24 protein-coding genes are annotated in these 25,679 nt (G+C 54.8%); 6 read left to right on the top strand and 18 right to left on the bottom strand.

Annotated features, from left to right (window positions below; genetic code table 11):
* Positions 1 to 62: 62 nt before the first annotated feature.
* From SK3146_RS04580 to SK3146_RS04605, 6 genes are all read right to left on the bottom strand, one after another.
* Positions 63 to 1,604, bottom strand: coding sequence for a right-handed parallel beta-helix repeat-containing protein (locus SK3146_RS04580; RefSeq protein WP_249863961.1), 1,542 nt, complete (start codon positions 1,602 to 1,604; stop codon positions 63 to 65).
* A 398-nt stretch (positions 1,605 to 2,002) separates the two neighbouring features.
* The gene (locus SK3146_RS04585) at positions 2,003 to 2,953 is read right to left on the bottom strand and encodes a carbohydrate kinase family protein (RefSeq protein ID WP_249863962.1); all 951 of its coding nucleotides are present in this window, start codon (positions 2,951 to 2,953) and stop codon (positions 2,003 to 2,005) included.
* Positions 2,950 to 4,251, bottom strand: coding sequence for an alpha-galactosidase (melA, locus tag SK3146_RS04590; RefSeq protein WP_249863963.1), 1,302 nt, complete (start codon positions 4,249 to 4,251; stop codon positions 2,950 to 2,952). The genes SK3146_RS04585 and melA overlap by 4 nt, the downstream gene beginning before the upstream one ends.
* A gap of 22 nt (positions 4,252 to 4,273) precedes the next feature.
* Positions 4,274 to 5,098, bottom strand: a complete 825-nt coding sequence (locus SK3146_RS04595; protein WP_249863964.1) for a carbohydrate ABC transporter permease — start codon at positions 5,096 to 5,098, stop codon at positions 4,274 to 4,276.
* Between the two features lie 16 nt (positions 5,099 to 5,114).
* Positions 5,115 to 6,017 (bottom strand): carbohydrate ABC transporter permease, encoded by a 903-nt coding sequence (locus SK3146_RS04600; RefSeq protein WP_249863965.1) that lies wholly within the window; start codon positions 6,015 to 6,017, stop codon positions 5,115 to 5,117.
* 51 nt (positions 6,018 to 6,068) lie between these two features.
* Positions 6,069 to 7,352, bottom strand: a complete 1,284-nt coding sequence (locus SK3146_RS04605) for an ABC transporter substrate-binding protein (RefSeq protein ID WP_249863966.1) — start codon at positions 7,350 to 7,352, stop codon at positions 6,069 to 6,071.
* A gap of 237 nt (positions 7,353 to 7,589) precedes the next feature.
* Here SK3146_RS04605 and SK3146_RS04610 point away from each other — a divergent pair, with 237 nt between their 5' ends.
* Positions 7,590 to 8,621 carry a LacI family DNA-binding transcriptional regulator gene (locus SK3146_RS04610; protein ID WP_249863967.1) on the top strand — a complete coding sequence of 344 codons (1,032 nt, stop codon included), beginning with the start codon at positions 7,590 to 7,592 and terminating at the stop codon, positions 8,619 to 8,621.
* A 382-nt stretch (positions 8,622 to 9,003) separates the two neighbouring features.
* Positions 9,004 to 10,047, top strand: coding sequence for an SIS domain-containing protein (locus tag SK3146_RS04615; RefSeq protein WP_249863968.1), 1,044 nt, complete (start codon positions 9,004 to 9,006; stop codon positions 10,045 to 10,047).
* A 139-nt stretch (positions 10,048 to 10,186) separates the two neighbouring features.
* Here SK3146_RS04615 and SK3146_RS04620 read toward each other — a convergent pair whose 3' ends face one another.
* On the bottom strand, positions 10,187 to 11,143 hold the full coding sequence (locus SK3146_RS04620) for a LysR family transcriptional regulator (RefSeq protein WP_249863969.1): 957 nt from the start codon (positions 11,141 to 11,143) through the stop codon (positions 10,187 to 10,189).
* A gap of 136 nt (positions 11,144 to 11,279) precedes the next feature.
* Here SK3146_RS04620 and SK3146_RS04625 point away from each other — a divergent pair, with 136 nt between their 5' ends.
* Together SK3146_RS04625 and apgM are read left to right on the top strand one after the other, a co-directional pair.
* Positions 11,280 to 12,767, top strand: coding sequence for an SLC13 family permease (locus SK3146_RS04625; RefSeq protein ID WP_249863970.1), 1,488 nt, complete (start codon positions 11,280 to 11,282; stop codon positions 12,765 to 12,767).
* 21 nt (positions 12,768 to 12,788) lie between these two features.
* Entirely contained in the window at positions 12,789 to 14,027 is a 1,239-nt protein-coding gene (apgM, locus tag SK3146_RS04630; RefSeq protein WP_249863971.1) for a 2,3-bisphosphoglycerate-independent phosphoglycerate mutase, read from the top strand.
* Between the two features lie 111 nt (positions 14,028 to 14,138).
* On the opposite strand, the gene SK3146_RS04635 is transcribed toward apgM, so the two are convergent.
* The 6 genes from SK3146_RS04635 to SK3146_RS04660 form a co-directional block, all read right to left on the bottom strand.
* A complete protein-coding gene (locus SK3146_RS04635) occupies positions 14,139 to 14,432 on the bottom strand; it encodes a hypothetical protein (protein ID WP_249863972.1) in 294 nt (97 codons plus the stop codon).
* A 145-nt stretch (positions 14,433 to 14,577) separates the two neighbouring features.
* Complete coding sequence (locus SK3146_RS04640; protein ID WP_249863973.1) at positions 14,578 to 14,763, bottom strand: hypothetical protein; 186 nt, start codon at positions 14,761 to 14,763, stop codon at positions 14,578 to 14,580.
* Positions 14,764 to 14,836: 73 nt separating this feature from the next.
* Positions 14,837 to 15,322, bottom strand: a complete 486-nt coding sequence (locus tag SK3146_RS04645) for a hypothetical protein (protein ID WP_249863974.1) — start codon at positions 15,320 to 15,322, stop codon at positions 14,837 to 14,839.
* A 192-nt stretch (positions 15,323 to 15,514) separates the two neighbouring features.
* The gene (locus SK3146_RS04650; protein ID WP_249863975.1) at positions 15,515 to 16,030 is read right to left on the bottom strand and encodes a hypothetical protein; all 516 of its coding nucleotides are present in this window, start codon (positions 16,028 to 16,030) and stop codon (positions 15,515 to 15,517) included.
* Positions 16,031 to 16,058: 28 nt separating this feature from the next.
* Positions 16,059 to 18,206, bottom strand: a complete 2,148-nt coding sequence (locus SK3146_RS04655) for an ABC transporter transmembrane domain-containing protein (RefSeq protein WP_249863976.1) — start codon at positions 18,204 to 18,206, stop codon at positions 16,059 to 16,061.
* Positions 18,207 to 18,532: 326 nt separating this feature from the next.
* A complete protein-coding gene (locus tag SK3146_RS04660; RefSeq protein ID WP_249863977.1) occupies positions 18,533 to 19,144 on the bottom strand; it encodes a DUF7002 family protein in 612 nt (203 codons plus the stop codon).
* 325 nt (positions 19,145 to 19,469) lie between these two features.
* Here SK3146_RS04660 and SK3146_RS04665 point away from each other — a divergent pair, with 325 nt between their 5' ends.
* Positions 19,470 to 19,673 carry a hypothetical protein gene (locus SK3146_RS04665; protein ID WP_249863978.1) on the top strand — a complete coding sequence of 68 codons (204 nt, stop codon included), beginning with the start codon at positions 19,470 to 19,472 and terminating at the stop codon, positions 19,671 to 19,673.
* 129 nt (positions 19,674 to 19,802) lie between these two features.
* The gene (locus tag SK3146_RS04670) at positions 19,803 to 19,985 is read left to right on the top strand and encodes a hypothetical protein (RefSeq protein WP_249863979.1); all 183 of its coding nucleotides are present in this window, start codon (positions 19,803 to 19,805) and stop codon (positions 19,983 to 19,985) included.
* Between the two features lie 315 nt (positions 19,986 to 20,300).
* On the opposite strand, the gene SK3146_RS04675 is transcribed toward SK3146_RS04670, so the two are convergent.
* The 5 genes from SK3146_RS04675 to SK3146_RS04695 all read right to left on the bottom strand — a co-directional run bounded on the left by SK3146_RS04675 (position 20,301) and on the right by SK3146_RS04695 (position 25,677).
* A complete protein-coding gene (locus SK3146_RS04675; RefSeq protein ID WP_249863980.1) occupies positions 20,301 to 21,407 on the bottom strand; it encodes a Gfo/Idh/MocA family protein in 1,107 nt (368 codons plus the stop codon).
* A 222-nt stretch (positions 21,408 to 21,629) separates the two neighbouring features.
* On the bottom strand, positions 21,630 to 22,901 hold the full coding sequence (locus SK3146_RS04680; protein WP_249863981.1) for an ABC transporter substrate-binding protein: 1,272 nt from the start codon (positions 22,899 to 22,901) through the stop codon (positions 21,630 to 21,632).
* Positions 22,902 to 22,913: 12 nt separating this feature from the next.
* Positions 22,914 to 23,360 carry a MaoC family dehydratase gene (locus SK3146_RS04685; protein ID WP_249863982.1) on the bottom strand — a complete coding sequence of 149 codons (447 nt, stop codon included), beginning with the start codon at positions 23,358 to 23,360 and terminating at the stop codon, positions 22,914 to 22,916.
* Positions 23,357 to 24,517, bottom strand: a complete 1,161-nt coding sequence (locus SK3146_RS04690) for a CaiB/BaiF CoA transferase family protein (protein ID WP_249863983.1) — start codon at positions 24,515 to 24,517, stop codon at positions 23,357 to 23,359. Before SK3146_RS04690 ends, SK3146_RS04685 begins: the two co-directional genes overlap by 4 nt.
* Positions 24,514 to 25,677, bottom strand: a complete 1,164-nt coding sequence (locus tag SK3146_RS04695) for an ABC transporter substrate-binding protein (RefSeq protein WP_249863984.1) — start codon at positions 25,675 to 25,677, stop codon at positions 24,514 to 24,516. The genes SK3146_RS04690 and SK3146_RS04695 overlap by 4 nt, the downstream gene beginning before the upstream one ends.
* Positions 25,678 to 25,679: the final 2 nt, after the last annotated feature.

Here is a 25,679-nt window from a genome sequence, read left to right on the forward strand (position 1 = left end):
ATTGTAGCGAGAAAAGAACCTGGAGCTCAAACGCCCCGGGTTCTTCTCCACTCAGTATAACCCTATTCATCCGCTCCGATATTCACCGCGGCGCCCTGCACTCTGGGCTGGCCGTCGATATCGTAGTCGCCGATTATCGCCGTATCGGTATAGCCGGCATCGATCGCGGGAGAGGCCGCCTTCAGATGAAAATCATGGCCCGCCTCATTGACAAATTGAGGATCGGCGAACAATGAATGCGCATCGTTGCCGGTAGCCGTTTGATAAGCGGAGAATCCGGTGCGCAGCGTATTTTTCCACTTCCACAAGCTGCCCGCACTGCCGGCCGGGGCGAAGTACAAGTTGTAATCGACCGTATTTCCCGTATTTTGAGTATACCCGTTATAGATCAAATAGTTGGAAGAGCTTGCCGCCATAATATTGTTTTTGATCACATTGTTTTTGGTATCGTACTGCACCAGCAGTTGTCCGCCGTTTAACCCGACCGTATCGTTTTTGTACAGCGTGTTGTTGACGATTTTACAATCTGTGGTGGAGCCCCTGTTCGTATCGTACCCGCCCATAGCGATGCCGGTATAACGGTTGTTGTATACGATATTATTGCGGACGGTGATGTTGCTGGTCGAATGGTTTTTATGCTCCGAAGCGATTTCTATGCCGATGTCGTTGTTATAGCTGTAATTTTGCTCGATGACGGTGTCCTTGCCGCCGTCGACATAAATGCCGTCGGCCGCGTTGCTGCCGTTAGGAAGCGTTTTGCCGTAGGACGGATTGTTGTTCGATGAAATGTTGTATACGACATTCCCCTTGACGAGCCCGTTGCGTGCCTGATCATAGGCTTCGCTTGGAGCCGTGCCCTCGAAACCGATCACATCGATGCCGATATTATCGTTATCGTGAACAAGATTATTCGTAATGGCGAACGTATCGACGTTGCCGTTTACGACAAGCGATTCGCTGGAGCCGAGCACAAGATTGTACAGCTCATTGCCGTCGATCGTGATGCCGCTGATCGGGCTTTTCTTGCTGCCGTACACGGCGATGCCGTGCGCATCCCGTCCCAGCAAATCGGAACCCGTAGGAGTCGCCGTATTTTTGATGTCATGCACTTTGTTGTTCAAGAGGCTGATGCCGCTGCCGGCTCCTTCCACGTAAATGCCGACAGGCACTTTGTTGCGGGTCGACGTCGTAAAATTGCGGATCTCGAAGCCTTTTACCGTAATATAACTGGCGTCGATAATTTGTACGAGTCCTTCCTCTTCGGTGACGGACAGGCCTGTGCCGTCGATGACCGGCAGCTCCGAAGCGTAATTGGTGAATGTAATCGGACCTGCTGCGGCAGAGCCCGAACGCGTAATGCTCAGCTTCTTGTTATAGGTGCCGCCGCGCACATATACCGTGCTTCCCGGAACGGCCGTATCGGCCGCGTGCTGCAGCGTTTTCCAAGGGGAAGCCAGCGTTCCGGCATTCGAATCGTTCCCGGTCGGCGACACGTAATACTCGGTTCCGGCCGCTGAAGCTTTCGGCGGAGCCGCATTTCCAAGAGCCAGCCCTAAGGCGGCGATGCTGAGGCCGATCAATGCTCGTTTACCGAATTTCAACATAAATTATCAGCTCCTTCAATCCAACATGTTTTTGCAGACTGCGTCTTCTTTTCCATCACATCCGCTTCATCACTGCCGGCTAATCCAACCTTGCAACATTCATTGTAAAATATACCGGCTTTCTTATTCCGGCCCTCATATTCCGGCTTCATTGTCGTTGCCGCTGGCTCCTATGCCGGAAGCCGGGTGTCGCTCGGCCATCACCTCCTTTCATACGAGTGCGCAAGAGCACCCTCCCGCCGTTAGCCGATACGGATGGCCGGCGAGCTGCCGCATGCGCTCTGCCCGCAGCCCGGAACGGCCGCCGGACAGGCGCGAGGCGCGCGAGCGAACCGGAGCTGCGCCGTCTTCGTGTTTCGGACGACGCCGGCCGATCGGACCCGCTCGCCGCCGCAACCTTACTCCGCCTGCAAGTGCGCTACGCCCTCCGCCGTCGGCAGGCTGCCGGTACCTCCGACGCCCAGCGTCGATAGCGCGCCGCAAGCGTTGGCGTACCGCAGCAAGGCTTTGCCTGTATACCCGTGCAGGTATCCGTAGATCATGCCGGCATTGAAGCAATCCCCGGCTCCCGTCGTATCGACGGGCGAGACGCGATACGGCTCGGCGAAGACGATCGCACCGTCCGGCTCGCATAGCGTTGCCCCTTTGGAGCCTTGCTTGACGGCAATCCGGCCTGCGGATCGAGGCATCTGCGCGAACGCCTCCTCAAGCGACTCCGCTTCGAAGATGTGCAGCATCTCTTCCTCGCTCGGTATAAACCAATCCGTATGAGCGAGCAGTGCGACGATCCCTTCGCGATCCCACCGGTCCCGCACGTCCCAGCCGGCGTCGAACGAGGTAGTGACGCCCAGGCCGCGCGCCCGCTCGAACAGCTGCGGCCAATGCGGCCTCATGCCGTCCTGCAAATAATACGAGCCGAAGTGAAGATGGCTCGCTTCGTCCAGCAGCGCGTCCGGGATATGCTCCGGACTAACCAGCGGAATGCTGCCCGGATAAGTGAGCAATCCGCGGTCCGCCGGCGTAGAGAACGACATCGTCACCCCGGTTTGCACGCCGGGCAAGGCGACGACATGCTCGGCGTTCACGCCCATGCGCTCCAGCTCGGATATGCAGAACTTGCCGAAATCGTCGGCGCCGACCACGCTGACGAAGCGTACGTCCGCGCCCAGTGCCGCAAGCGCGCATGCGGTAATCGCCGAGGAAGAACCGAGAACGACCTGAAAGCCGTCGACGAGCTTCTCGCGATTCCACTCCGGCATGACATCCCGGCCGGTAATAATCATATCCACATTCAGCTCTCCGACGACGACTACGGTTGGGGCGCAGCCCCTTCTTTGCGCGCTCCTCATCGCAATACCGGGATGAAATCCCGCTCCGCTTCGTACAGCTCCTCGAACATGTCGCCGATTTCCTTCAGCGAGCATACGGCGGCCGACAGAGGATCGATCATAAGCGCATGCCGCGCCATTTCCTTGTCGTTCTCAAGCACGGCGCCGACCGCCAGCTCGAAGAACGCCATATTGGAGCGGCACAGCGCCGCCAAATGCTCCGGCAGCGCGCCGAAGCGGCACGGATTCACGCCGTTGCGGTCAACCATGCAAGCCACCTCGACGACGCCGTTTTGCGGCAAATTGGGGATGAGCCCTTCATTCGGCACATTGCCGTAAATGACCTTCGGCTCGTTCTTCAGCATCGCTTCAATAATGATCGCCGCGTACTCATTGCTGGATTCGAGCTTCAACGGCAGCGTCCCTTCCAGCTTCCGCAGGATGTTCTCGTCGTTCTCCTTGCGCCAGATCGGCCAATTATCGGCATAGTAGCCGGTCGCTCCGTTATAGCCGGAGCTGCAGTGCTCGTCGATCAGCTCCTGCCGCTTGCGGTAATACGGAATGTACTCGGAGAAATGGCCGCTCGATTCCGAGACAAAAGCGCCCAAATATTTCATTGCGTCGAACCGTACCGGGTCTTTCCTCAGCAGATCGGGATTTTGAATCTTTTCGCGCAGCACCGGATACAGATCCTTACCCTGATGCGTCAGCTCCACGAACCAGGACATATGGTTGATTCCCCCGGCCCGCCACTTCAGCTCCTCATACGGAACGCCCGCGTATTTTGCCAGCTGGCGCGACGTATTTTGAATCGAGTGGCACAGCCCGACGACCGGAATGTCCGTAATGCGGGAGGTAAGCAGCGTCACCGCCGACATCGGATTCGTATAGTTCAGAATGATGCTATCCGGGCACAATTCCTCGATATCCCGCACAATGTCCATCCAGCTCGGCAGCGTGCGCAGCGTCTTGAACAAGCCTCCGGGTCCCAGCGTATCCCCGATACATTGATTCACGCCGTATTTGAGCGGAATTTCGTATTCGTACCGGACGGTTTGCAAGCCGCCGACTTCAATCTGATTAATCACGAACTGCGAGCCGGCCAGCACCTCTCTGCGGTCGACGGAGGCGATGACATCCCAGCGCTTTCCGGTCATCTCCACGATTTTCAAGACGAGCCTGCGGGCGATATCCAGCCGGTTCGCATCGATGTCAACCAGAGCGATCGTACCGCCCTCCACGCCTTCAATGTTCAAAATATCCACGGCGATTTCTTGCGTAAAGGCGCTGCCCGCGCCGATAATCGTTATTTTGGTCATAGGTTTTCTCTCCATTTTTTGTTTATTTCATGCCGGTCATCGTCAAGCCTTTAATGAACTGCTTTTGGAAAATAAGGAACACGATAATGACAGGAATCGTAATCAGGACCGCCGCCGACATGACGACATTGTAATTGACGACATGCGTGCCGTTAAAATAAACGAGCGCCAGCGGAACCGTCATTCGGTCGATATCGTTGAGCACGATCAGCGGCCATAAATAGTTGTTCCAGGCATTCATGAACGTGAAGATGCCGAGCGCCGACAGCATCGGCAAAATCAGCGGAGCAATGATGCGCACCATCAGCTTCAACTCGCCCGCCCCGTCCAGTCTGGCCGCCTCCAGCAGATCATGCGGAATCTCCTCGATGAATTGCTTCGCCAGAAATACGCCGTACGAGCTGACCAGATTCGGCAGCACGATCGCTGCCAAGCTGTTGATAAGCCCGAGTTTGGCCGTAATCAAATACGTCGGAATCATAATGACTTGAAACGGAATCATCATCGTCGCCAGCACGAGCAGAAACCAAATCCGCTTGCCCCGGAACTGATGCTTGGCGAATACATAGCCCGCAAGCACGCTGGTAAGCAGCGTAGCCGCCGTGATGATGATTGAAGTGAAAGCGCTGTTAAGCAGCCATGTCCCAAACGGGGCGTCCTCCAGCACCGTGCGGTAGCCTTCCAGACTGGGATGCTGCGGCAGGAAGCCGCCGGAATCCGAGATAATATCCATGTTGTCCTTGAAGGAAGACAGCACCATCCACAGATAAGGAATCAGCATCATGCCGGCCGTCAGCACGAGAGCTGCAATGACGGCGGAGTCGATCCAAACATTTTTGCGATGCATAGTATTTAGCCTCCTGTCAATACTCCCACTGCGTGCGGCCCCATTTCAGCTGCAGCAGCGTGACTAGCAAGATGATGACCAGGAACAAAGTGGCCAAAGCCGACGCGTAGCCCATATTCGAGTTGGAGAAGGCCTGATCGTAAATATGCAGCGCCAGCACCCTCGTCTCGTTGAACGGCTCGCCTTTGGTCATAATCTGGAACTGCGGGAACGCCTGGAAATAAGAAATGACGGTGGTGATCGTAACGAAAAGCGTCGATCGGCTGAGCAGCGGGAGCGTCACATGCCTGAACAGATACCAGTGATTCGCCCCGTCCAAAATAGCCGCTTCGTAATACATCTCCGGTATCGAATCGAGACCCGCCATGAAAAGCACGATATTGTAGCCGATATCCGCCCACAGCGTCATCAGAATGACCGAAAACAGCGCATAATGCGGGTCGCTCAGCCATTGGACGGGAGCCAGATGGAGCTTGCCCAGCACCATGTTGAACAGCCCGTTCTGGTAGCTGAACATCGTGCTCCAGACGATCGCCGTACCGGCCAGCGGTGCAATCGTCGGCAGGAAAAATACGGTGCGAAACAAATTCTTCAGCCAGCGCACCCGCACCCGCTGAATGGCCATCGCGATCGCCAGCGTTATGACCAGATTCGCGATGACGGTGACGACGACGAATTTGCATGTGATCCACAGCGATTTCAAGGCGACGCCGTCCGTCAACATTCGCATATAATTCGCCGCGCCGACATATCGGGCGTGATCGCTCATCGGATTGTATTGAAATACGGATAAAACGAGACTCCAGGCAATCGGCAGGAAGGCAAATACGCCGAACAACAGCAGCACAGGCGTTAAAAAAGTGAATACAAACCGCCTTTCGTTCCGGTAACGGACGGATTTCTTTTTTACAGGTTGCATTGGCTTGTTATCGCTCATTACAGTCGCTTCATTCATCCCCTGACACTCCGATCATTTATGGTTGTCCTGACTGTCGTTGATCGCTCTTTCCATCGTTTGGAGGCCGGCCTCCACGCTCTCCTGCCCCGTTGCGATCAATTGGAAATGGTCGTTCACTTGCTTGAAGAAGTAATCGCGGTCCGCTATGGGACCGATCCACTCCCCGTACCGGAGAACCGCAAGCGAGGTTTTCATATACGGATTTTGCCGGACGAATTCGGGGTCCTCGGCTACCTCCTTCTTGGCCGGAACCGTAAAGGTGCCGAGATTCCATGCTTTCAGATGATCCTTCCGCGCCATAAATTGAATGAAATCGAGCGCTTCCGCCTGCGCCTTGCTCTTCTCGGCGACGACGGTTCCCCAGCCGGATTCCGCTGCGAACACCGGCTTCTCCGAGGTGAACGACGGCACGGGCACATAGTCGAAATCCTGAACCTTGTAATTGTCTAAGCCCGCCGCGATCGTCCACGGTCCGCGATAGGTCATGGCGGAGCTGCCGCGGAAGAAATAATCCGAAGTGTCGAGCTGGCCGCCGAAGGCCGTCAAATCCGTCACCCGATCGTCGGCGACAAGCGCCTTCAGCGCCGTCATTGCCTTAACCGCTTCCGGGGTCCGGAAATTCACATGATCGTCCTCTCCCCAGAAGCGGCCCTTCTGCTGCAAAATGAGCGAAAGGAGCGTAAAGGTAATATTATCCCCGGATACGAAGTCGAAGCCCTTTACTTTAATGCCTTTGTCATCCCGCACGGTCAGCTTCCTCGCATCTTCGACGAGTTCGTTCCAGGTGGCCGGCGGGCGCTCGATCCCCTTCTCCTTCAGCATCTGCGGGTGGATGAGCATGCCGCCGTTCTCGATGTTGTACTCCATCGGCAATCCGTACAGCTTGCCGCCCATCATATAGCCGCCGAGCGGAGCGTCGTAGTATTCCTTGCGCAGCGCCTCCCCGTTCGGAAGCTCGGCCAGCGCCCCGTTCCGCGAATATTCCGGTACCCAGGTGCCGAACATTTCGGCGATATCGGGAGGCGTTCTGGCCGAGAAGGAAGCTTTCAGCTTCTGATTGTAAATTTCATAGGGAAAAGCCTGGAAGCTGATCTCCACATCGGGATGCTCGCTTTGATATTCTTCAATCAGCTTCTTGTAGGCGTCGACGAAAGCGTCTTCCTGATGCCCCCAAAAAACAAGCTTTACTTTACCTTGCCCAGCGGTTGCATCCGGGTTATTTCCCGACGAACAGCCCGAAATTGCAACAGTTGCGCAAATTACAGAAAATATTGCGGCAAATTTTGAAAAACGCATGATTATTCCTCCTTTCAAGTTGATTTTGCACTTGCTCACCCTGCTCACATGAAAAATATAGCGCATTCAAAAGAAGTCGTCAACGTTTATTTTTCATGTTTTTGCCGCAAATTTTATTGTAATTTTCATCTTTTTTGCACAAAACTCAGTTGACCTTGCGCCTATTTTTACTTAACATAGATGATAGGATTTTGCCGCAAAAATAAGTCTGACATGGTGAAAAGGCAGGTTATAGATATGCCCACATTAAAAGATATCGCCGAGCGTGTCGGCGTCTCCATCTCTACCGTCTCCCGCGTGCTGGCCAACGAGTCCAACCGCGCGGTCAACAACCTTACTAAGCAAAAAATTTGGGACGCCGCACGCGATCTCGGCTATCCTGTCAAGCCGCCGACGCAAGAGCCGCAATCTGCGGCCAAAGGAATCGGCTGCATCGTATCGACGATGCAGGACCGTCATTACCATCCCTACTTTTCGGTTATTTTCGAAGGAATTGACAAGGAGCTGTCCAGGCACGGCTACAAGCTCTCGTTTACCCATACGCTGGAAGATTTGAAACGGCCGGACATTTTCCGTGAAGTGACGGAAGACGCGCAGGTCGAGGGCGTCATTCTCATTGAAGGGATCGACAGCAGCATTTACAGCCATATCAAAAAACATATCAAGCATATTGTCGGTATCGACGTGTCCGACCCGACCATACCTACGATCTCCTACGACCGGGTCGAGGCGGCCCGGTTAGCCGTCGCGCATCTGATCGGGCAGGGCCATCGCGACATTATGTTCATCGGCGGCACCGGATTGTCCGGCGACTTCGACCGCGAGAAGCGGTACCGCGGCTACAAGAGCGCGCTGGAGCAGGCAGGCCTTGCCGTCCGCCCGGAGCATGTGCTGAGCGCCGAGTGGGAGCCGGACAATGCATACCGGCTGATGCTGAAATTTCTCGATCAGCCCGGCGGCCCCCTCCCGACGGCCGTATTTGCGGCCAGCGACATTATGGCTATGGCCGCGATGCGCGCCATCTCGGAGAAAGGCTACCGCATCCCGCAGGATTTCGCCATTGTCGGCTTCGACGATAACGAGCCGTCGCGCTATACGGTGCCGCCGCTGTCGACGATTCATATCCCGACGTTCGAAATCGGAATCGTCGCCGCCAAAACGATGCTGCAGTGCATCGAATCTCCGTACCCGCTGCCCGTCAAAATTTTGCTGCCGTTCGAGCCGATGTTCCGGCAGTCGAGCGACTGGCGCGTACCGCAGCAGCCGTAACCTCCGTCAAGAGACCGGCCTACCCTGCTGTCTTCGCGAAACGAAACCCCGGATAAGCCAAAAGGACCTCGCCTCCGCTTCGTTGCGGATTTGAAGTCCCTTGGCTTTTCTTTATGTCCGAATGTTTTAAGCGTCCTGCAAATTTTGATCGTTTATTTCATCATCGCGATCGCATACAGCTTACATCATGATTTATTCCATCTTTTTTAGTGAAAATATCGATTCGAAATGATAATAAAGCCTTAATCAACACCGACAAAATTGCGTTTTGGTTATAAAAATCATTTTTTTGACGGAAAAAATCATTTTATGATTGATATTTCTAATTATTTCATTTAAACTGTCCTTACATACCCATGTATTCTATAGGAGGTCATCATTCATGAGTTTAACTTATAGCGAAGTTATCCAGCAATATTCCGCTTTACGCGAAACCTACAATTATATGCTGTCCAAGCGCGAAGACATCGTCGCCTTCGTCCGCAAGCAAGCGGTCTCGTCGATTACTTTCGTCGGCTGCGGCTCCAGCTACTGCTTAAGCGAATCCGCCGCTTTCTCCAGCCGTTTGCGTGCAGGACTTCCTGCGAGCGCTTTGGCGGGCGGAGACTTGATGCTCAACCCGCAGCGTTACCGCGCTTTGCTGGAGAACACGCTGCTGATTGCGCCTTCGCGCTCCGGTTCCACCAGCGAGGTCGTCGAAGCCGTCCGCCTCATCCGGACTGAGAAGCATGTTCCGGTTGTAGCGCTATCCTGCGTAACGGATTCCCCGTTGTCGCAAAAAGCCGATTTGTCCCTGGAACTGCCTTGGGCGTTCGATCACAGCGTATGCCAAACCAGAACGGTAACGAATTTGTATGTCGCCAATTTGCTTATCAACGCTTTCATCGGCGGCGACGAGAAGCTGATCGCCGATATTGGGACGGCGATCGAGCAAGGCGAAGCCTACATGAAGCGCGTGGAAAGCGGCATTCGCCAAGCGGCCGACTTCGCATGGACGAACGCGGTAGTGCTTGCTGACGGCGAGCTGCAAGGACTCGCCTCCGAAGGGGCGATCGCATTGACCGAAATCGCCAAAGTACAGGCGCATTCCTTCCACCTGCTGGACGTCCGCCACGGTCCTATGGTAACCGTCGGCGCAGATACGCTCGTAATCGCCGCGCTAACCGGAGACGGCACCGAGCATCAGAGCAACCTTATGCGCGACATTAAAGCGAGAGGCGCCAAAATCATCGCTTTCGCCGACCGCGCCGAAGCGGTGCCGCAGCAATTCGTCGATCTGGCCGTCATTTCCGACAATCAGCTTGACGTCGCGGCGCAAGGCATTCCGTTCATTTTCATCCCGCAAATCGTCGCCTTAAGCAGCGCCGAGCGCCAGGGCATTAACCCGGATCAGCCGGACGGTCTCGTCGCCTGGGTGAAGCTGTAATTCCATTCCCGGACGCGTCTGCGGAAGCAGTTCAAAACCTCCAATCCTGCCGTATCAGGCGAGATTGGAGGTTTTTTTCGCGTTCGCCGAACATTCGCGCTTCGGTATTTCTAGAGAAGACGGCGGTCGAAGCCGCCGGTCAGCCCGCATGCGGCTCATCGGTTTTCGCAACCGCCGTCATGCAGCCGGCAGCCGCTTGGCGATCGAACATCCTTCCGCGCTCCAGCATTTGAATAAACTGCTTCGACGCCGGGGAAAGAAGCTTGTTTTTGAAATACACATAACGGATTCCCCGCTCAAGCTTGACGCCTTGAATCGGAATGGAAGCCAGCAAGCCGCTGCGGATTTCCTGCGCGACGGCGAATTTGGACACGATGGACAACCCCAAACCGTGAATCACCCCCTGCTTGATCGCCTCCAGATTGCTAATTTCCATATCGCTTCGGAACGAAATGCCGTATTCCGCGAACTTGCCTTCCAAATAGGCCCGGGTGGCCGATTTTTTCGGCTTCCACAGCATCGTTTCTCCTCGTAAATCCTCGATGGCGCATGCTCCACTCTCTGCAAAAGCATGATCCGTCTTGGCGATCAGAACAAGCTCGTCCTTGTAGAAAGTGGCCGCCTGCAGCCGCGCATCGTCCAGCGGGATCTGGTCGGAGATCACGAGAAACTCCGCCTTGTTCGACTCCAGCATATCGATGAGCTGCCGGGACGACGTAATATTCATATTGATTCTAATCCCCGGATAAGCTTGATTGAACTCGCCGAGCAAAGCGGGCAAGAGGTATACTCCGACGAAATTGCTTGCTCCGAAAGATAACGTGCCGTGCGTCAAATCATCCAATTGCTGAAGATGATCCCGCGCCGATTGCAGCAAATTGACAATCTGCTCGGCATAAGGCTTAAACAGCTCGCCTTGCTTGGTTAAATACAGCTTTTTGCCGATGCGGTCAAACAGCGGGCTGCCGATGTCGTGCTCCAGCCCTTGAATCTGCATGCTGACGGCCGGCTGCGAGCAATAGAGCAGCTCCGCCGCTTCGGTAAAGCTCAAGCATTCCGACAAGGTCAAAAAGGTTTGCAGCTTCGTTAAATTCATCTCCCGCTCTCTCCCTCCATCCCCTTCAAATAAACCATAAGATCTTCTTATGATTATTCAAATAAAATCAAATTGTATTATCATTTTACGCTGACTATAATGAAAGCGCAACCATAAAACAAGGGAGGAACCAAAGATGACAGAGGAAGTGCAACCGGTGAATAAGGCGGCCGCCGATCCCCCGCCCGTACGGAAAAAAGGGCTGGAAGAGAAGATGAAGAGGTGGGGCATCCCTATCGCCATCATCGTGTTTTTGATTTTGTTTTTCATGCCGGCGCCGGAAGGCTTGAAGCCGGATGCGCAAAAATCGATTGCGATTTTCACGGGAGCGCTTGTGCTGTGGATTACGACCCCTATCCCCATTTACTTGACTTCGCTCCTGTCGATCCTGCTGCTTCCGCTAACCGGAGCGGTGAAGGATCAGGAAGCGGCATTCGGCACGCTCGGCTTTGACGTCATATGGCTTATGGTGTCCGCCTTCGTCCTCACTTCCGCTATTATGAAGTCGAACCTCGGCCGCCGCTTCGCGCTGTGGATGGTGACGAAATTCGGCAAGACGCCGGTGCGAACGCTGCTCGTGCTGGTGCTGATCAATTTCATCCTGGCCTTCTTCGTCCCTTCCACGACGGCGAGAGCCACGCTGATGGTGCCGATTTGCCTCATCCTGCTCGATATTTACAAATCGATTCCCGGCAAAGGCAACCTAGGGAAAGTTATGCTGCTGCAGGGCGTGCAGGCGGATGCGATCGCGACCTCGGGCGTGATGACCGCCACGGCGGGCAACATTATCGCCGTCGGCTTCATCAACGATCAGGCCGGCGGTCACATCGGCTACATGGACTGGCTGCTGGCCTCCATGCCGACGGCAATCATCACGATGCTGATCACGTTCTTCATCGGGCTCAAGCTGTTCTCGATCAAAGGCGAATCGGCCTTCGAACACGCGACTGACACGTTGAAGGAAGAATTGAAAAAACTCGGGCCCTTTTCCTTGAACGAGAAAAAAGCGACGCTGATTTTCGCGCTTACCGTCATTCTGTGGGCTACGGGCGATTACCAGAAAGGATGGTTCGGCTTTGAAATCAGCACCGAGCAGACCGCCGTTCTCGCCGCCCTGCTCTGCCTGCTCCCCCGGATCGGACTGCTGACCTGGAAGGAAGCGAATATCAAGTGGGATCTGATGATTTTCGCCGCCGGGGCTTATGCCGTCGGCAATGCGCTGGATAAATCCAAAGGCGCGGAATGGATGATCAAGAAGGTGATCGCCGGGCTGGGCCTGGAGCATATGAGCCACGCCCTAGTCTATGTGCTTGTCGTTTTTCTCAGCATGTACAGCCACCTGATCTTTACGAGCAAGACGGTTCGGGTCACGATTCTCATCCCGGCGTTTATTGCGCTCGCCAAATCGCTCGGCATGGACCCCGTCGCCCTCGCGCTCGCATCGGCGATGACGCTGACGTATACGATCACGCTGCCGCCGCATTCCAAAGTCAATACGATTTATTTTGCAACCGGCTATTTCACTGTGTTGGATCAGGTCAAATATGCCATTGTGACTTGTTTTATCGGCGCCGCCGTCATCAGCCTGTCTTTGTTTACATGGTTCAAAATACTCGGATTATAACGCATACTGGAGGACATTACATTGCGCAGAAAAGTTATCGTCGCTATCGCAGACGGGCTGGGAGACCGCCCGCATCCGCTTCTTCATGATAAGACGCCGCTGGAGTCGGCAAGCCGCCATCATTTGGACCGGCTTGCCATGCAGGGCATTACCGGTATGATCGATTTGATCGGCCCCGGCATTCCGGTAGGAACCGATATGGGCCATCTCATCTTGTTCGGCTATCAGCCGGAGCATTACCCCGGACGCGGGCCGATAGAGGCGCTCGGCGTCGGGATGACGGTGGAGCCCGGCGACGTCGTGCTTCGCTGCAATTTCGCTACCGTAGACGACGAAGGGATCGTCCTGGACCGGCGGGCCGGCCGCATCCGGCAGGGCACTGCGGAAATCGCCGAAGCGCTGAACGGCATGACGCTCGAAGACGGCGTCCGCGTCTATATGCAAGCGGCCACCGAGCACCGGGCCGTCCTGATCGTTCGCGGCAGCGGATTGAGCGACCGGATCAGCGACTCGGACCCTCATGCGCCTAACGACGGGCATCCGTATCATGAAGTCCATGCGCTCGATGCGTCGGAGGAAGCGCGCCGAACGGCCCGCTGCTTGAACCTCTTTTTACAGAAATCGCATGAGCTGCTCAGGTCGCATCCCGTCAATGAAGAACGCATCCGGCGCGGAATGCTGCCCGCCAACTTCATCTTGACGCGCGGAGCCGGACAGGCCGCGCATCTGGAGCCGATAACGCGCCTTCGGGGTATAACGGGCAGTTGCATCGCCGGCGAGAGCACCGTGCTGGGAGTCGCCCGGCTAGCCGGGTTCGAAGCTCTCACCCATACCGCTATGACCGGGAACCTCGACACCGATATCCGGCTCAAAGCGCAGTGGGCCCTTGAGCAAATCGCAGCGAAGGATATGGTGTACGTTCATATGAAGGCGCCGGATTTAAAAGGGCATGACAATGATCCGCGCGGCAAAGTGCAGGCGATCGAGCGGTTCGACGAAATGGTCGGCCTGATCGCCGACCAGCTGCCGGAAGACACTTATTTGGCGGTTGCAGCGGATCACTCCACTCCTTGCGAAGTCGGAGAGCACACCGGCGATCCCGTGCCCGTGCTCATCTACGGACCCAGCCTGCGCAGAGACCGGGTATTCCAGTTTACCGAGCTCGACTGCGTATACGGCGGACTCGGCCGTCTCACCGGACATCAATTCGTAACGACGCTGCACGGCTTGATGGGCTGCGTCCGGAAACAAGGCTCCTAAATCCGCCCCGACCTCTCCATGAAATCACCTCGCAAAGCGAATGCGAAAAAAGGATGAACGCTGCCCCAGCGCTCATCCTTTGCTTTGTTTCGGTAGTGCTCGTCGTCATGATTATTCGTCGCTAAATTCAATATCGTTAAAATCGGCTATGTACTCCAGCTTATGATCGGAACGGTTCACCGCTGCGGCAAACAGCTCCTTATATGGCGTATCGGTTACGGCGATTCGGTTATCTCTTCGCTTCCACTGCTCCAGCACTTCTTGCGAAATCTCGAACGGCAGCAGCGGCTTGACGGAACGTTTGCTGTGAACCACGATATACTTCTGATTATCCATGGCCACAACCACGTTGTTCTTGTAAACCATCTGCAAATGCTTTTCCTTCTCTGTCTGGTGTGCGCTCATATGTTCCCCTCCGAATCGTATTATATTACATTCTATGGAATGAAACAATGAGAATAAAGTCATAAATGTCCATTTTTCAAACTGCTTCCATATCGGTGCGAGCCTGCAAACCCGCGGCTGCCGCGCATTCCGGCTCATTTTGCGGTTATTGCAGCTGCAACCCCATTCGCGATTTTATGGCCAGAATGACGTCCTTTTGCTCCTGAATCGCCCTCTTGTAATGATCCAGCTGCTTTACGTAAACGGCATATTCCTCTTCGGCTTCCTTCAAAGCCTGCTCCGCTTCGGCCAGTTTGATGCTTAATTGCTCTCTCGCCGCTTCATCGTCCATCCCGTTCGTCTCCTCTATGTGGTAAAAAAAGACCATCGAGCGATTCCCGACAGTCTTCTTCGCCTATTTTGTTTCAAGCAGCCCCAAAGCGGCGGCAGTATGTCTCCAGTTCGTCCATAACGACCGTGTATAAGACCAGTTCATTCACAACGGATTGCGTCGAACCGGGAAGTCGGCCGAATTTGGACAACAGCCCTGCAAGACCCGTATCGCCCGCAGGGACCCAGAACTGCACCTGCACTGCCTCCGGGTTATCGGAACGAATCAGACGGAGCAGCTCCTGCAAGCCTCGCAGGAACAGCGTCGTTCCCCGATAAGCTTTGTCAATAAAAGCGACCTCGATCTGGCATATATGGCGATCCTCGTACTGATTTGCGCCGGTGCCGTAGACAAAGCCTGCCGCTCCCGCCAATTCGTAAGGCTCTTCATTCCATATGAGCATAGCCTTACCGAAAATAAGCGGGCTTCCCAGGAAGCCCAGCTTGACTGCAAAAGAATACGGCAGGTTCAATTCATCATGCCGCTGCAGCAAATATTTGACATACGCTTCAAAGTCCATTTCAAGCAAGCAAGGACGAAATACGTATGACATTATTTGGATGCCGGTTGCGCTCTCAGCGTGTCGTTGATGATGACGAGCTTTCCAAAGCCGCTGCCTTTTTTAACGTCTTTATTGCCAAACCCTACTGGTGGAAACATGAGGGATTCGCCTCCTTCTTTTCATAATAAAATTCGCTGTCTCTAAAATGTATTATACCTTGTCGAACTTTTTTAGAATAGCCATTATTTTGTTAACTTTCACACAAAAGACAATTTCTGGCCCGAGAGCCCCCTCGCGCGTATAACTCATTTCGCTAAACTTGGAGTATAATCGGCATAAATAGCCGTTTTCTTGCAAAGCGGCTAATCGAAGCTCCTCCACTTCAGGATGTTCATTGACGATTTCGTTTACCCAAAACCGCAGTCCCTGCACAAAAAGCTTCGTCTTCCGGTGAGCCCGGTCGGCGATCGCCATATCGGCAAATGCGACCTCTTTGTCCTTGAACTCTTTCTCCGGCGTCCCGTGGTAATAGGCCAACACGCCGATGACTCGCCCGCCGGCATCCCTTACCTGAATCAAATGGCCTTGCGACGTATAGGAATACAATAAACCGATGGCATCGACAACCGTAAACGAACGATGAAAATCATGCCGGTTTTCCAGCATAAATAAACTGGCTCGGGCAAAATCTTCATCTGTCGTACAACGCATACACTCTATCTTCATCGCGCTCCCCCTTTCATAAGTTCGACTCCTACATGCGCTGCTGCAGCGTATCCTCCAGTGTTCTTCGAATTTGCGGGTACTCCGCCGTCAGCTGCAAGAAGGCCTCGCGCCTCACGGACAGCAGAACCGCCGGACCGAGCGCGCGGACTGTAGCATTGCGGGGAATGTCCTTCAAAAGCGCAATTTCGCCAAAATGATCCCCATCCTGCAAAACAGCTACCCGCTTCTCTCCCGCTTCAGGCGTATACTTCAAAATTTCTACTTTGCCGCGGACCAGAATATAGCATTTGCCGCCCTCGTCTCCCTGGCGCACGATCACTTCGCCCTCTTTGCAAGTTTCTGTTGCGAATAAACCGGCGATATTCTCAAGCAGCGCCGCTTCGATTCCTTGGAAGAAGGGAAGCTTCGCCAGACGCTCGACATCGACCGTGGCGCGGCGTCCGTCTTCGGACAAGTGGAATCCGTGCTGCTTCTCCCACAGGCTCTTGTAGAGCCCTTGAAGCTGCAGCAGCTCCGGATGGGCGCCGGACTCGACGATGCGGCCGTCCTGAAACACGTAGATCGTATCCGCGTCTACGACAGAGGCCAGCCGGTGAGTTACCGATACGATCGTCCGATGTCCGCGAATGCGCCGCAGCAATTGATTAATATCCGCCTCCGTGGCCGGGTCCAACGCCGAGGTCACTTCATCGAGCAGCAGCAGCTGCGGTCTTCTCAGCAGCGCTCTGGCAATGGCGATACGCTGCCGCTCGCCGCCCGACAACGAACCCCCTTCATGGTGAATCCAGGTGTCATAGCCTTCGGGCCAGCCTGCGATGATGTCGTGGATTCTAGCCTGCTTCGCCGCCTCTATCATATCCGCCTCGGTCACGCCTTTATTGTCCAGCAGCAAATTGTCGCGGATTGTCGCATGGAAGAGAAACGTCTCCTGCGTAACGAGCGTCGCAAGCGACCTCAGCGAAAACTCGCTGACCGTGCGCAGATCATGCTCACCGATCGCCACGATCCCGTCTTTCGGATCATAGAAACGGGATAGCAGCTGCAGCGCCGTACTTTTGCCCGACCCGCTGGGTCCTACGAAGGCGACGTACGTGCCCGGCTTGATATGCAGGCTGACGTCTTTTAACTGCAAGTTATCCTCGGTGTAACCGAAGCTGACCCGTTCCATCCGAATCCCGGCAAATGTTGCAGGAAGCTCCGCAGGCTGCGCGGCCTCCGGCACGTCGGGCTGCTGCTCGAGGATTTCCCCTATCCGGCGGAAGCTGATACGCGAATCAATCAGGTTCGGGAGCAGAAACGACACATTGGAGCCTGCCTGTCCTACGCTCATAAACAAGGTAAAGAAAGCCATAAACCCGCCCACCGACATCTCGTCATGGAAAATCAGGTAACCGCCGAAGCCGATCATAATTCCGTTCAAAATCAGCAACGTGGTTAGCGGCAGCCGCTCCATCAAGGAATTGGTCATATGCATTTTAAATCCCAAAGAAAACAGATTATGAATTTGCTCTCGGGCAAGCTCCCGGAAGCGCTGCTGCTGATGCAATCCTTTAATCGTCTTATGTCCTTTCGCCATCTCGTCGATCGTGTTGGAAAACCGCTCTTGAGCCTCCTTGTAGCCGGAGTGTACGGCTTCGGCTCTCCCTTGCAGCAGTCTGGGGCCCGCGAACATAAGAGCCGATCCGGCCAGCACGGCCAAGGTGAGCTTCCATTCGATCGAAAACAACATAAAAAGGCCCAGCAAAATGCTCAAAGCTTCCTTCAAAAAAAAAGGCAGCGAAATACGGATAACCCTCTCTATCGAAGCCATGTCTTCCGCGAAACGCGTAACCAGATCACCGACTCTATACCGCTGATAAAACGGCAGCGACTGCTTCTGCAAATGTGCGAACAACTCGTTTCTCAGCTGCCGGATTCCTTCGCCGCTGACCCTCCCGAGCGAATAATCTCCGCAGGCGCTTGCGGCAATATTGAGCAGTCCCCCGCCGAGCAAAATGCTCAAAATGACGATGAACACTTGAAAATTTTTCGGAGCAAAAGCCTCGTCCACCAAATATTTGAGACTCAACGGGGCCGCCACCGCATACGCCACTTCAAAAAAAATACTGAACAAAAAAACGCCGCACAACAGCTTGTAGACAGTAAAGTAGCGCAGCAAAGCCTTAAAAAAATTCATCTGAATCTCCGCCTCCCAGTATCAATAGATTACCGCAGTTTCTCAAGACTGTAAACGGTAACCAACGCCGGTTCGGCTAAGACGAAAAAGCCGTATCAAAGCGGAATTCAGGCGGCCATGCTGTCAGCAAGGAATAAGTATTGAACGGGCCAATCAGCATGATGCCAGACTTGGTGCTGACCCGCACGAGCGGGGGATGGCAAGGCGCCGCTTACATCGTTAATGGCAGTAAGACGAAGACCCCCGGCTTATCGCTGAGATGCCCACAGTCGCTAGATATGCGCCAACCATTGGAGGTGCACTTCACAATCGGACCGGGGGTTTTGTCATGAACGGCATTGCAGCTCCTCGTACGTCCGCCATAGTTTTTTCCACTTTCCGGGAACACTCTCGCTTCGGCTCGTATAAACGGCTTGCAAATAAGGGGATATAGGCGCCGCTTCCTTTTCCACCAGTACCTCCAGGATGTCGGAAGGCTTGCCCGGCACCAGCGAATCGTCCGTAAGCCCAAACCGTTCCAGCGGCAGAAACATCGCAGCGCTTTTCTTATAGAAGCACCGGTTCGGATAACGCGGAGAACTGCCGGAATCGTACTTGGACAATTTGATACGATCGTAGAAGTCGGTTAAGAACGCTCCCGCATCCAGGCGAAGGACGGCAAACTCTGTAGCGGGCTCCCTTCTTGTATAAGTGTCCATCATCTTTCGACAAGCTTGCAGCGTCGGCCAAAAAAACACATGCCGGTTCAGGATATCGCGAAATTGCTCCTGCGTCACGTCCGAGTCCAGCATCGCATCGGCGATTTTCAAATGAGGGTTGATCGTCATTTCATAGTTCCCGCACATTATTTTTTGCGCGGTCAAGCGGCGCTCCCGATCCGGCGAAGAGCAGATGCCGCGGCTGGACAGCAAAGCGTCGAAATGCGCAATAGCAGGCAAATTTGCCGTTCTTGTAAAATGGTACAAGGAGCTCCGGTTAGGCGATGCGGTAATCCTATGTACATCTCCTTCATGAGTCCCGCTCCTTCCGGGAAAACCGGCCGCTTGACAAACGGTTTGTCCCGTTACAAAATTTCACCGAGGGAACGAACAGCTTCTCTCATAGCTCATTATGCCATGTTCATCCTCCCTCCATAAGCGGTTTACCCGTGAACAGATCAAAAAATTATCAGAATATTCACATTTTTATTATTGACTTGAAAATGCTTACAGATTTACTATTTTACCCATAAAGAGAAACGACCATTTAAAGGGAGTGGATGTTATGAATGCCCCTATTGTCGATCGTTCCAACGCTTGCTATGAGGACTATATCCGATTCAGTAAACGTACCAAGTACGAGCTGGCCGCTCTCCAAAAAAGCTACTATGCGGAACTGCACTCCCTGCGCGAAGAATTGGACATATTGCTGCTTGAGCTCCAGAACATTCATTCCAGATTAAACCGGCCCTATATGCAGACAGCCTAGAAGAGTGGCGATATATTCGTGGCCGGTCCTTCCGCTCGTTTTACGCAAGCTTCTTCCGGAACGAGTTATGCATATTTATCCAGCAGCAGTGGCACAATAGGCTATGCATCGACGAGGAAGGAGCTGCCCTTGGCTATGAACGAAGACGAGAAAGATCTTTTTAACGAAACATCGTATACCGTTGCCGGGATCAATACGCCGGCGGATCAGGAAAACTGCACGGCGACCGATATGCTCAGCGACGCGGTTGCCGAGATGATGAACAGAATCGAAGAAGATTTTATAGGAGAACCCGAGCAAAAGTCCAAATAATTGGCTGACTGCTTAAAGCGGAACCGCAGACGAACGGCTTAACGGCGCGTCGTTTGCGGTTTCTTCCGGTTAAACGGAACAAATCCCCAAAAGTGACGTGATGCTCTGAAGCTTATTCCGTCCGCATCTAGCCTAAGCTGGATCGGCGTCTAACCCTTCCTCTGGGATCGTTCTATGGGTTGACTTTCCTTTCGGGGGAGCCCACGGATATCCGCAGGATATGGCTGCGCATCATTTCCTAAACAACAAAAAAACGGATGCGCAGCGCCCTTAATAAAGTCGCAGTCCGCGGTCATCCGTCCGCTGTAATGTAATTTACTCTATTTCCGTTACGTAGACAGGTCTGTTCTCGCTCATCGAACGATACGCCGCAAACACGGTGCGCAGCGTGATCAAATTATCCGCTATGCTGTTCTCCGGTTCGCGGTCCTCCTCAATCGCCCGCATCAATTCTCCCATCGTTCCCATGAAAGCATGGGGGAACCAACGCCCTTCCAGCTTCGGCGCATACAGAGTGCCGGGTTCAAGCAAGTTGCTGTACAGGCTGATCGTATCCTCTCGCCCTTCCGGATAATTATACAGCGCTCCGTTTGTACCTTTGACTACCCCTTCGGTGCCTTCGAACCGGAACGTCGCATACCAATCCTCCTGCGGCATCCGATTGTTATGATTGTCATGGACGAGCGCTCGAACGTCTCCCGGATATTTGATATGGATCATCGTCCTTGTTTCGCCGGCATAAGGCTGATTTGGAATTTTGGCGCCGTCCGCATATACGTATTCCGGTTGAAGCCCCAGCACATAACGAATCGAGTCCAGATAATGAATGCTGTGGTACATAACCTCCAGCGTCGATATTTGCGTCAACCACGGCCAGTTTTCCCACGGAGTATGCACATTGACTTGAACGGTGCCCTGCAGCAGTTGTCCCAGCCAACCGCGCGCCGCGATACTGCGGCTTGCCTGTATGCCCGGCGACCAGCGCATCTGCTGATTGACCGCCGCTTTGATTCCCGCCGCCGCGCAAGCGTCGACAAGCGCCCGCGCTTGCCCGAACGTCTCTGCGAGCGGCTTTTGGCACAGCAGATGCTTGCCGTAAGACGCCGCCTTGAGCGCAATGTCAGGCTGGTGCTTGGCCGGAACGGCTATATCGACAATCTGAATTTGCGGATCGGCCAGCATCGCTTCCAGCGTTGCAAATACTTTCATCCCCGGATACCGATTCGCCAGTTCCTCGGCTTTGGCCTGATTCATATCATAAATGCCCGCTACCTGAAACCCAGCCATCCGATAGGCCGGCAAGTGAGCTTGGGCGACGATTTCTCCTGCCCCGACAATCCCGATCGGTCTCGATCGGTCTATCGGCAGCTTCGGCCTGTAATCCACTTGAAGCGAGCCTGCCCGCTGCGGCTCCATAACCATATGAAATCCTCCTCTTCTTTATATATGAGTCTGTCCGATGAACCGCGTAGAAGGTATATATGCAAAATGACAGTGATCATGCGGCGTTAGCGGCAACAGCACCTGACAAGCGGTGGAATGCGGCGGCGCGCATACGTTTATACTTCCTCCGAGTGCTGTAGTCCCCGGATTTCTTGCTTGCATAGTCAGGCCCTTGAGTAGGTTAAAATCCTGCTTGCCGGCTCACGCGCGCCTATGCGCCAAAATGTCGTCAATCTGCTTCGCCGCTTGATCCAGCGCCGATGCGACATCCTTCTTCAGACGAAGCGCGTCGTTCACCATATGGGACAGCACTTCGTTCATCGCCGGATACTCGGGAATCGGCGGCGGACTGTTCACCTGTTGATGAACCCGTTCGATATGCTCGTAATACGGAAACTGCCGGCGCACCTCCTCGTCCCTCCAGGTCGACAATCTCGTCCCGTTGCCGCCGCATAGCGAAGTGGCTTTATCCATCTCCGCCGACGCCGTCTCCTTAATGAACCGGTATGCCGCCTCCGGGTTTCGGCTGCCGGCGGCAATGCCGAGAATCCAGTAAATATTGAGCGACATATGCCGCCCTTGCGGCCCGTCCCCCTTCGGAATAAGGCCTGTGCGGACTTTGCCGGTAATTTTCGACATGTGCGGCATATCCGCCACGGCCGCGAAGCCGGCCCAGTTCCACATCATCGCTGCGCCGCCTTGGGCGAAATAATCCCCGCTGCGGACGCTATCCATCTCCAGCGCCTCGGGCGGGACGACCCGATGCTTATGGATCAGGTCGACAAGAAACTGCAGCGCTTCGCGTCCGGCCTCATGCTGGAACGCAGCCTTTCCGTCCGGCGTTAACAAATGGCCGCCTCGGCTCCATAGATGAATCAGGAAATCGTACACGTTGTTGTGGCCGTCCGGGAACGACGCGGTCACAGCCCCGTACATTCCCTGTTCCGGGCGGGTAAAAAATTTCGCCACATCCACAAACTGCTTCCATGTCGCCGGAACATCCAGCGGATAACCGTATTCCCGGGCAAACGCGAGCCGCTCTTCGCCGTCCGTAAACAAATCGCTGCGGTAAATGAACATCTCCGGACCGTCATGATAGGCGATGCCGTAGATGCGGCCGTCTTCTCCCGTCTGCAAACCGCGCATGCTAGGAGCCCATGCATCTGGCCAGCCCTCCGGCGGATCTTCCTGCAAAAACCGGTCAAGCGGCAGCAAGAGCCCCTCCCGGATCGCTTCGGGCAGCCAGTCCGTAACGCATAGAAATAAATCATGAGCTCCGCTTAGCGCTTCCCGAGAAGTGACCATCCGGTCGTACAGCTTGTGAATTTCTTCGAACTCGCGCTCTACCCTCCAGCCGGAAAGCTTCTCGAAATGCTCCGCCTGAACGCCGAACGAAGCTTCAAAGCCCGCAAATTCCCGCGATATAAGCCGCAATTTCCGTACGTTCCGGTTATTCGTATCCGATGAATTCAAGCCGTCCGCCTCCTATTCGCTCCGTTTTTTTACCATTAACAGATGGTCGCAGACGAGCACGGTTTCTCCATGCTGGTTCGTCGCTTCGCAGCGCTCGCTTACAATCCCGTAATCGGGACGTTTATGGTGATCCTTCTTCTCATGGATCGTGACGCGCACACGAATCGTATCGCCGATAAACACCGGTTTGACGAACCTGAGCCGATCGTAGCCGTAAGAAAACGCCTCGGGATTTACCTCCGTCGCGGTCATCCCGACGGCGACGCTGAAAATCAGCGTGCCGTGGGCGATCCGCTGCCCGAAATCCTGCTGCTTGCACCACTCCGCATCCATATGATGCGGGTAAAAGTCTCCGGTCTGTCCGGCATGCATAACAATGTCCGTCTCGGTGATCGTTCTGCCGAACGACTCCCGGAAGGCACCGAGCTCATATTCCTCGTAATACTGCGAACGGATCATCCCGGCATCACCTCCTCTTTAATTTGCGCGGTATGCTCGCCGATTTTGGGCGCTCCGACGGGAGAGAACAGCAATTGGCCGTCGATGCGGATCGGACAGCGTGTCGTCGTCAGCTTGGCCCCGTTCCCGTTCACCGTCTGCTGGGTCATGTTCAGCTCGCGGAAAGCGTCATGGGAGAGAAGCCGCTCCCAGTTCAGCACATCCGCGCACCAATAATCCGCCGGCTCCAGCCGGGCTATCCAATAGGAAGTGGTATTCGAGTGCAAATGGCGCTTCAAGATCGTCTTGATCTTGTCGCGATGCGTGAACCAGGTGGAAGGCTCATGGAATGCGGTCAGCTCAGCGCAATCGAGCAGCTGTCCAAGCTGTACGACCGAGCCCATGGCGAGCGCCAAATAACCGTCCGCCGTTTCGTAAATGCCGTAAGGAGCTCCCAAATAAGCATTCGCATTGTTCACGGCGCTCCGTTCCGGCAGCTTGCCTCCGTCGTTCATATGCGTCGTCAGCACCTCGAATTGAACGTCCAGTATCGATTCCAGCAGACTGACCTCCACGTAGCCTCCCTTCCCGGTAACCGACCGCCTGACAAGACAAGCAAGAATCCCCTGCACGAGGTGGGCCCCGGCGAACATATCGGCTACGGACAATCCGAACGGCACGGGCGGCTGATCCGCGTTCCCGTTAAGCCAGGCAAGACCGGAGAGCGATTGTACCAGCAAATCTTGTCCGGGCTTGCCGCTCCACGGCCCCGTTTTACCGTAGCCGGTGATTTCCCCGTAGACCAGCCTTGGATTCCATTCCTTGACCGCATCGTAATGCAGACCGATTCGTTCGATAACGCCGGGGCGGAAGTTTTGAATCATCACATCCGCCTTCTCGATCAGTGCACGGATGAACTTCAAATCCTCGGGGTCCTTCAAATTGGCCGAAACGCTCTCTTTGTTGCGGTTGATAGAATGAAACAACGTGCTGTCCCCGTCCAGCTCCAGATTGGAGACGTACAGTCTCCGGCACAAATCTCCCCCGTCGGGCCGCTCCACCTTAATGACTCTAGCTCCCAAATCGGCAAGCCGCAGCGCTGCGGACGGCCCCGACAGAAATTGCGCAAAATCGAGCACCAGCAAGCCTTCCAATGGTTTATATCCGGTCGTCGTCATGCCTGCTTCTCCTTTGAAATGATCAATGATTCGCGGTACAGCTCGTTTAACCGCTCCAGGATGCGGCCGGCATTGCCGCCGCGCATCATATATTCACGCACATCATCGCCCGCATGATCCTGAAAATGCAAATAGCCGTTATAGCGCGGTCTCATATAAGCCCGGTCCAGAGCAGGCAGCGTCCCGGCAAAATAACGGCCGCAGATGCGGTTGGTTTCTTCGTCCGTCCACGCTCCCCTATGCCCGGGCTGGCCGCCGCTCATTGTATACAGCGTCCGCTGCACTTCGGGGGACGCTGCAAACTGCGCATAGCGCACTGCTTCCTCCTTATGGGAGCAGAAGGCCGACACGGCCAGTCCCGTCCCCCCGAGCGTCGTCCGCAGCGGTCCGACTGCGCCGAAGGAGACGACATCCCCGAAGCTAAGCGTCTTGGACGAATAGCCCTCGCGCGCATAGTTGGAATAACCGTATGCAAACGGGCAGTAGCCGATCTCGTCGGTCCGGCTCATCGCCTCGTATACGGCGATCGGATTCATCCCGAAGATGTCGCTGCGGCAGCAAGCCGCGAGCTCGCGCAGGCTGTCCAGCGCAGCTTGCCCGATCTCCGCCGACACTACGATCTCATCGCTGCGGAACGGCTCTTCGCCGTGCGCCAGGCACAGCGCATAAAAATTCATCAGACTGTCGATGGCAATAGCCGGGAAAGCGACCATGTTCTTGCGGGCGAGCCGCAATAGGCTATCCCAATCCTTCGGAACCGCCTCCCCCTCCCGTTTCAATACATCCTCCCGCCAGGAGGCTACGGGCGCGGCAGCATCGATAGCCAAAGCCGTTTGACTTCCGTCGAACTCGTAACTCTTATGGGATACGCCGACGGAATGGGCGGCTTGGTCTTGCAAATAGTCTCCGTTCATGTATTCGTTAAGCGGAAGAAGCACCTTCGAACGGGCCGCGTACCCCGCCCAAGGATGATCAATCACAAGCAGGTCGTACTGCTCGACCAGCTTCTCGATCGGCGCGTCGGCAAACTCCTGGAGCGACCGCTTCTCCCAGCGGATATCGACGCCCGGATTCAGCTCGGCAAACCGCTGCGAAGTGGCGGCCATCGGCACAAAGCCCCGCGTATGATTCCATGTAATCCCTCGAAGAACAATGCTCATTA

The organism is Paenibacillus konkukensis (assembly GCF_023523925.1).
GTDB classification, from domain to species: Bacteria; Bacillota; Bacilli; order Paenibacillales; family NBRC-103111; genus Paenibacillus_S; species Paenibacillus_S doosanensis.

What these genes read in the sequence shown, in the direction of transcription:
- SK3146_RS04605 (WP_249863966.1), bottom strand. Translation starts at nt 7,352, where the DNA reads ATGCGTTTTTCAAAATTTGCCGCAATATTTTCTGTAATTTGCGCAACT.
- SK3146_RS04640 (WP_249863973.1), bottom strand. Translation starts at nt 14,763, where the DNA reads ATGGACGATGAAGCGGCGAGAGAGCAATTAAGCATCAAACTGGCCGAA.
- melA (WP_249863963.1), bottom strand. Translation starts at nt 4,251, where the DNA reads ATGACCAAAATAACGATTATCGGCGCGGGCAGCGCCTTTACGCAAGAA.
- SK3146_RS04675 (WP_249863980.1), bottom strand. Translation starts at nt 21,407, where the DNA reads ATGGTTATGGAGCCGCAGCGGGCAGGCTCGCTTCAAGTGGATTACAGG.
- SK3146_RS04615 (WP_249863968.1), top strand. Translation starts at nt 9,004, where the DNA reads ATGAGTTTAACTTATAGCGAAGTTATCCAGCAATATTCCGCTTTACGC.
- SK3146_RS04625 (WP_249863970.1), top strand. Translation starts at nt 11,280, where the DNA reads ATGACAGAGGAAGTGCAACCGGTGAATAAGGCGGCCGCCGATCCCCCG.
- SK3146_RS04600 (WP_249863965.1), bottom strand. Translation starts at nt 6,017, where the DNA reads ATGCAACCTGTAAAAAAGAAATCCGTCCGTTACCGGAACGAAAGGCGG.
- SK3146_RS04595 (WP_249863964.1), bottom strand. Translation starts at nt 5,098, where the DNA reads ATGCATCGCAAAAATGTTTGGATCGACTCCGCCGTCATTGCAGCTCTC.
- SK3146_RS04585 (WP_249863962.1), bottom strand. Translation starts at nt 2,953, where the DNA reads ATGAGGAGCGCGCAAAGAAGGGGCTGCGCCCCAACCGTAGTCGTCGTC.
- SK3146_RS04580 (WP_249863961.1), bottom strand. Translation starts at nt 1,604, where the DNA reads ATGTTGAAATTCGGTAAACGAGCATTGATCGGCCTCAGCATCGCCGCC.
- SK3146_RS04690 (WP_249863983.1), bottom strand. Translation starts at nt 24,517, where the DNA reads ATGACGACGACCGGATATAAACCATTGGAAGGCTTGCTGGTGCTCGAT.
- SK3146_RS04650 (WP_249863975.1), bottom strand. Translation starts at nt 16,030, where the DNA reads ATGAAGATAGAGTGTATGCGTTGTACGACAGATGAAGATTTTGCCCGA.
- SK3146_RS04635 (WP_249863972.1), bottom strand. Translation starts at nt 14,432, where the DNA reads ATGAGCGCACACCAGACAGAGAAGGAAAAGCATTTGCAGATGGTTTAC.
- SK3146_RS04645 (WP_249863974.1), bottom strand. Translation starts at nt 15,322, where the DNA reads ATGGACTTTGAAGCGTATGTCAAATATTTGCTGCAGCGGCATGATGAA.
- SK3146_RS04695 (WP_249863984.1), bottom strand. Translation starts at nt 25,677, where the DNA reads ATGAGCATTGTTCTTCGAGGGATTACATGGAATCATACGCGGGGCTTT.
- SK3146_RS04665 (WP_249863978.1), top strand. Translation starts at nt 19,470, where the DNA reads ATGAATGCCCCTATTGTCGATCGTTCCAACGCTTGCTATGAGGACTAT.
- SK3146_RS04655 (WP_249863976.1), bottom strand. Translation starts at nt 18,206, where the DNA reads ATGAATTTTTTTAAGGCTTTGCTGCGCTACTTTACTGTCTACAAGCTG.
- SK3146_RS04610 (WP_249863967.1), top strand. Translation starts at nt 7,590, where the DNA reads ATGCCCACATTAAAAGATATCGCCGAGCGTGTCGGCGTCTCCATCTCT.
- SK3146_RS04685 (WP_249863982.1), bottom strand. Translation starts at nt 23,360, where the DNA reads ATGATCCGTTCGCAGTATTACGAGGAATATGAGCTCGGTGCCTTCCGG.
- SK3146_RS04620 (WP_249863969.1), bottom strand. Translation starts at nt 11,143, where the DNA reads ATGAATTTAACGAAGCTGCAAACCTTTTTGACCTTGTCGGAATGCTTG.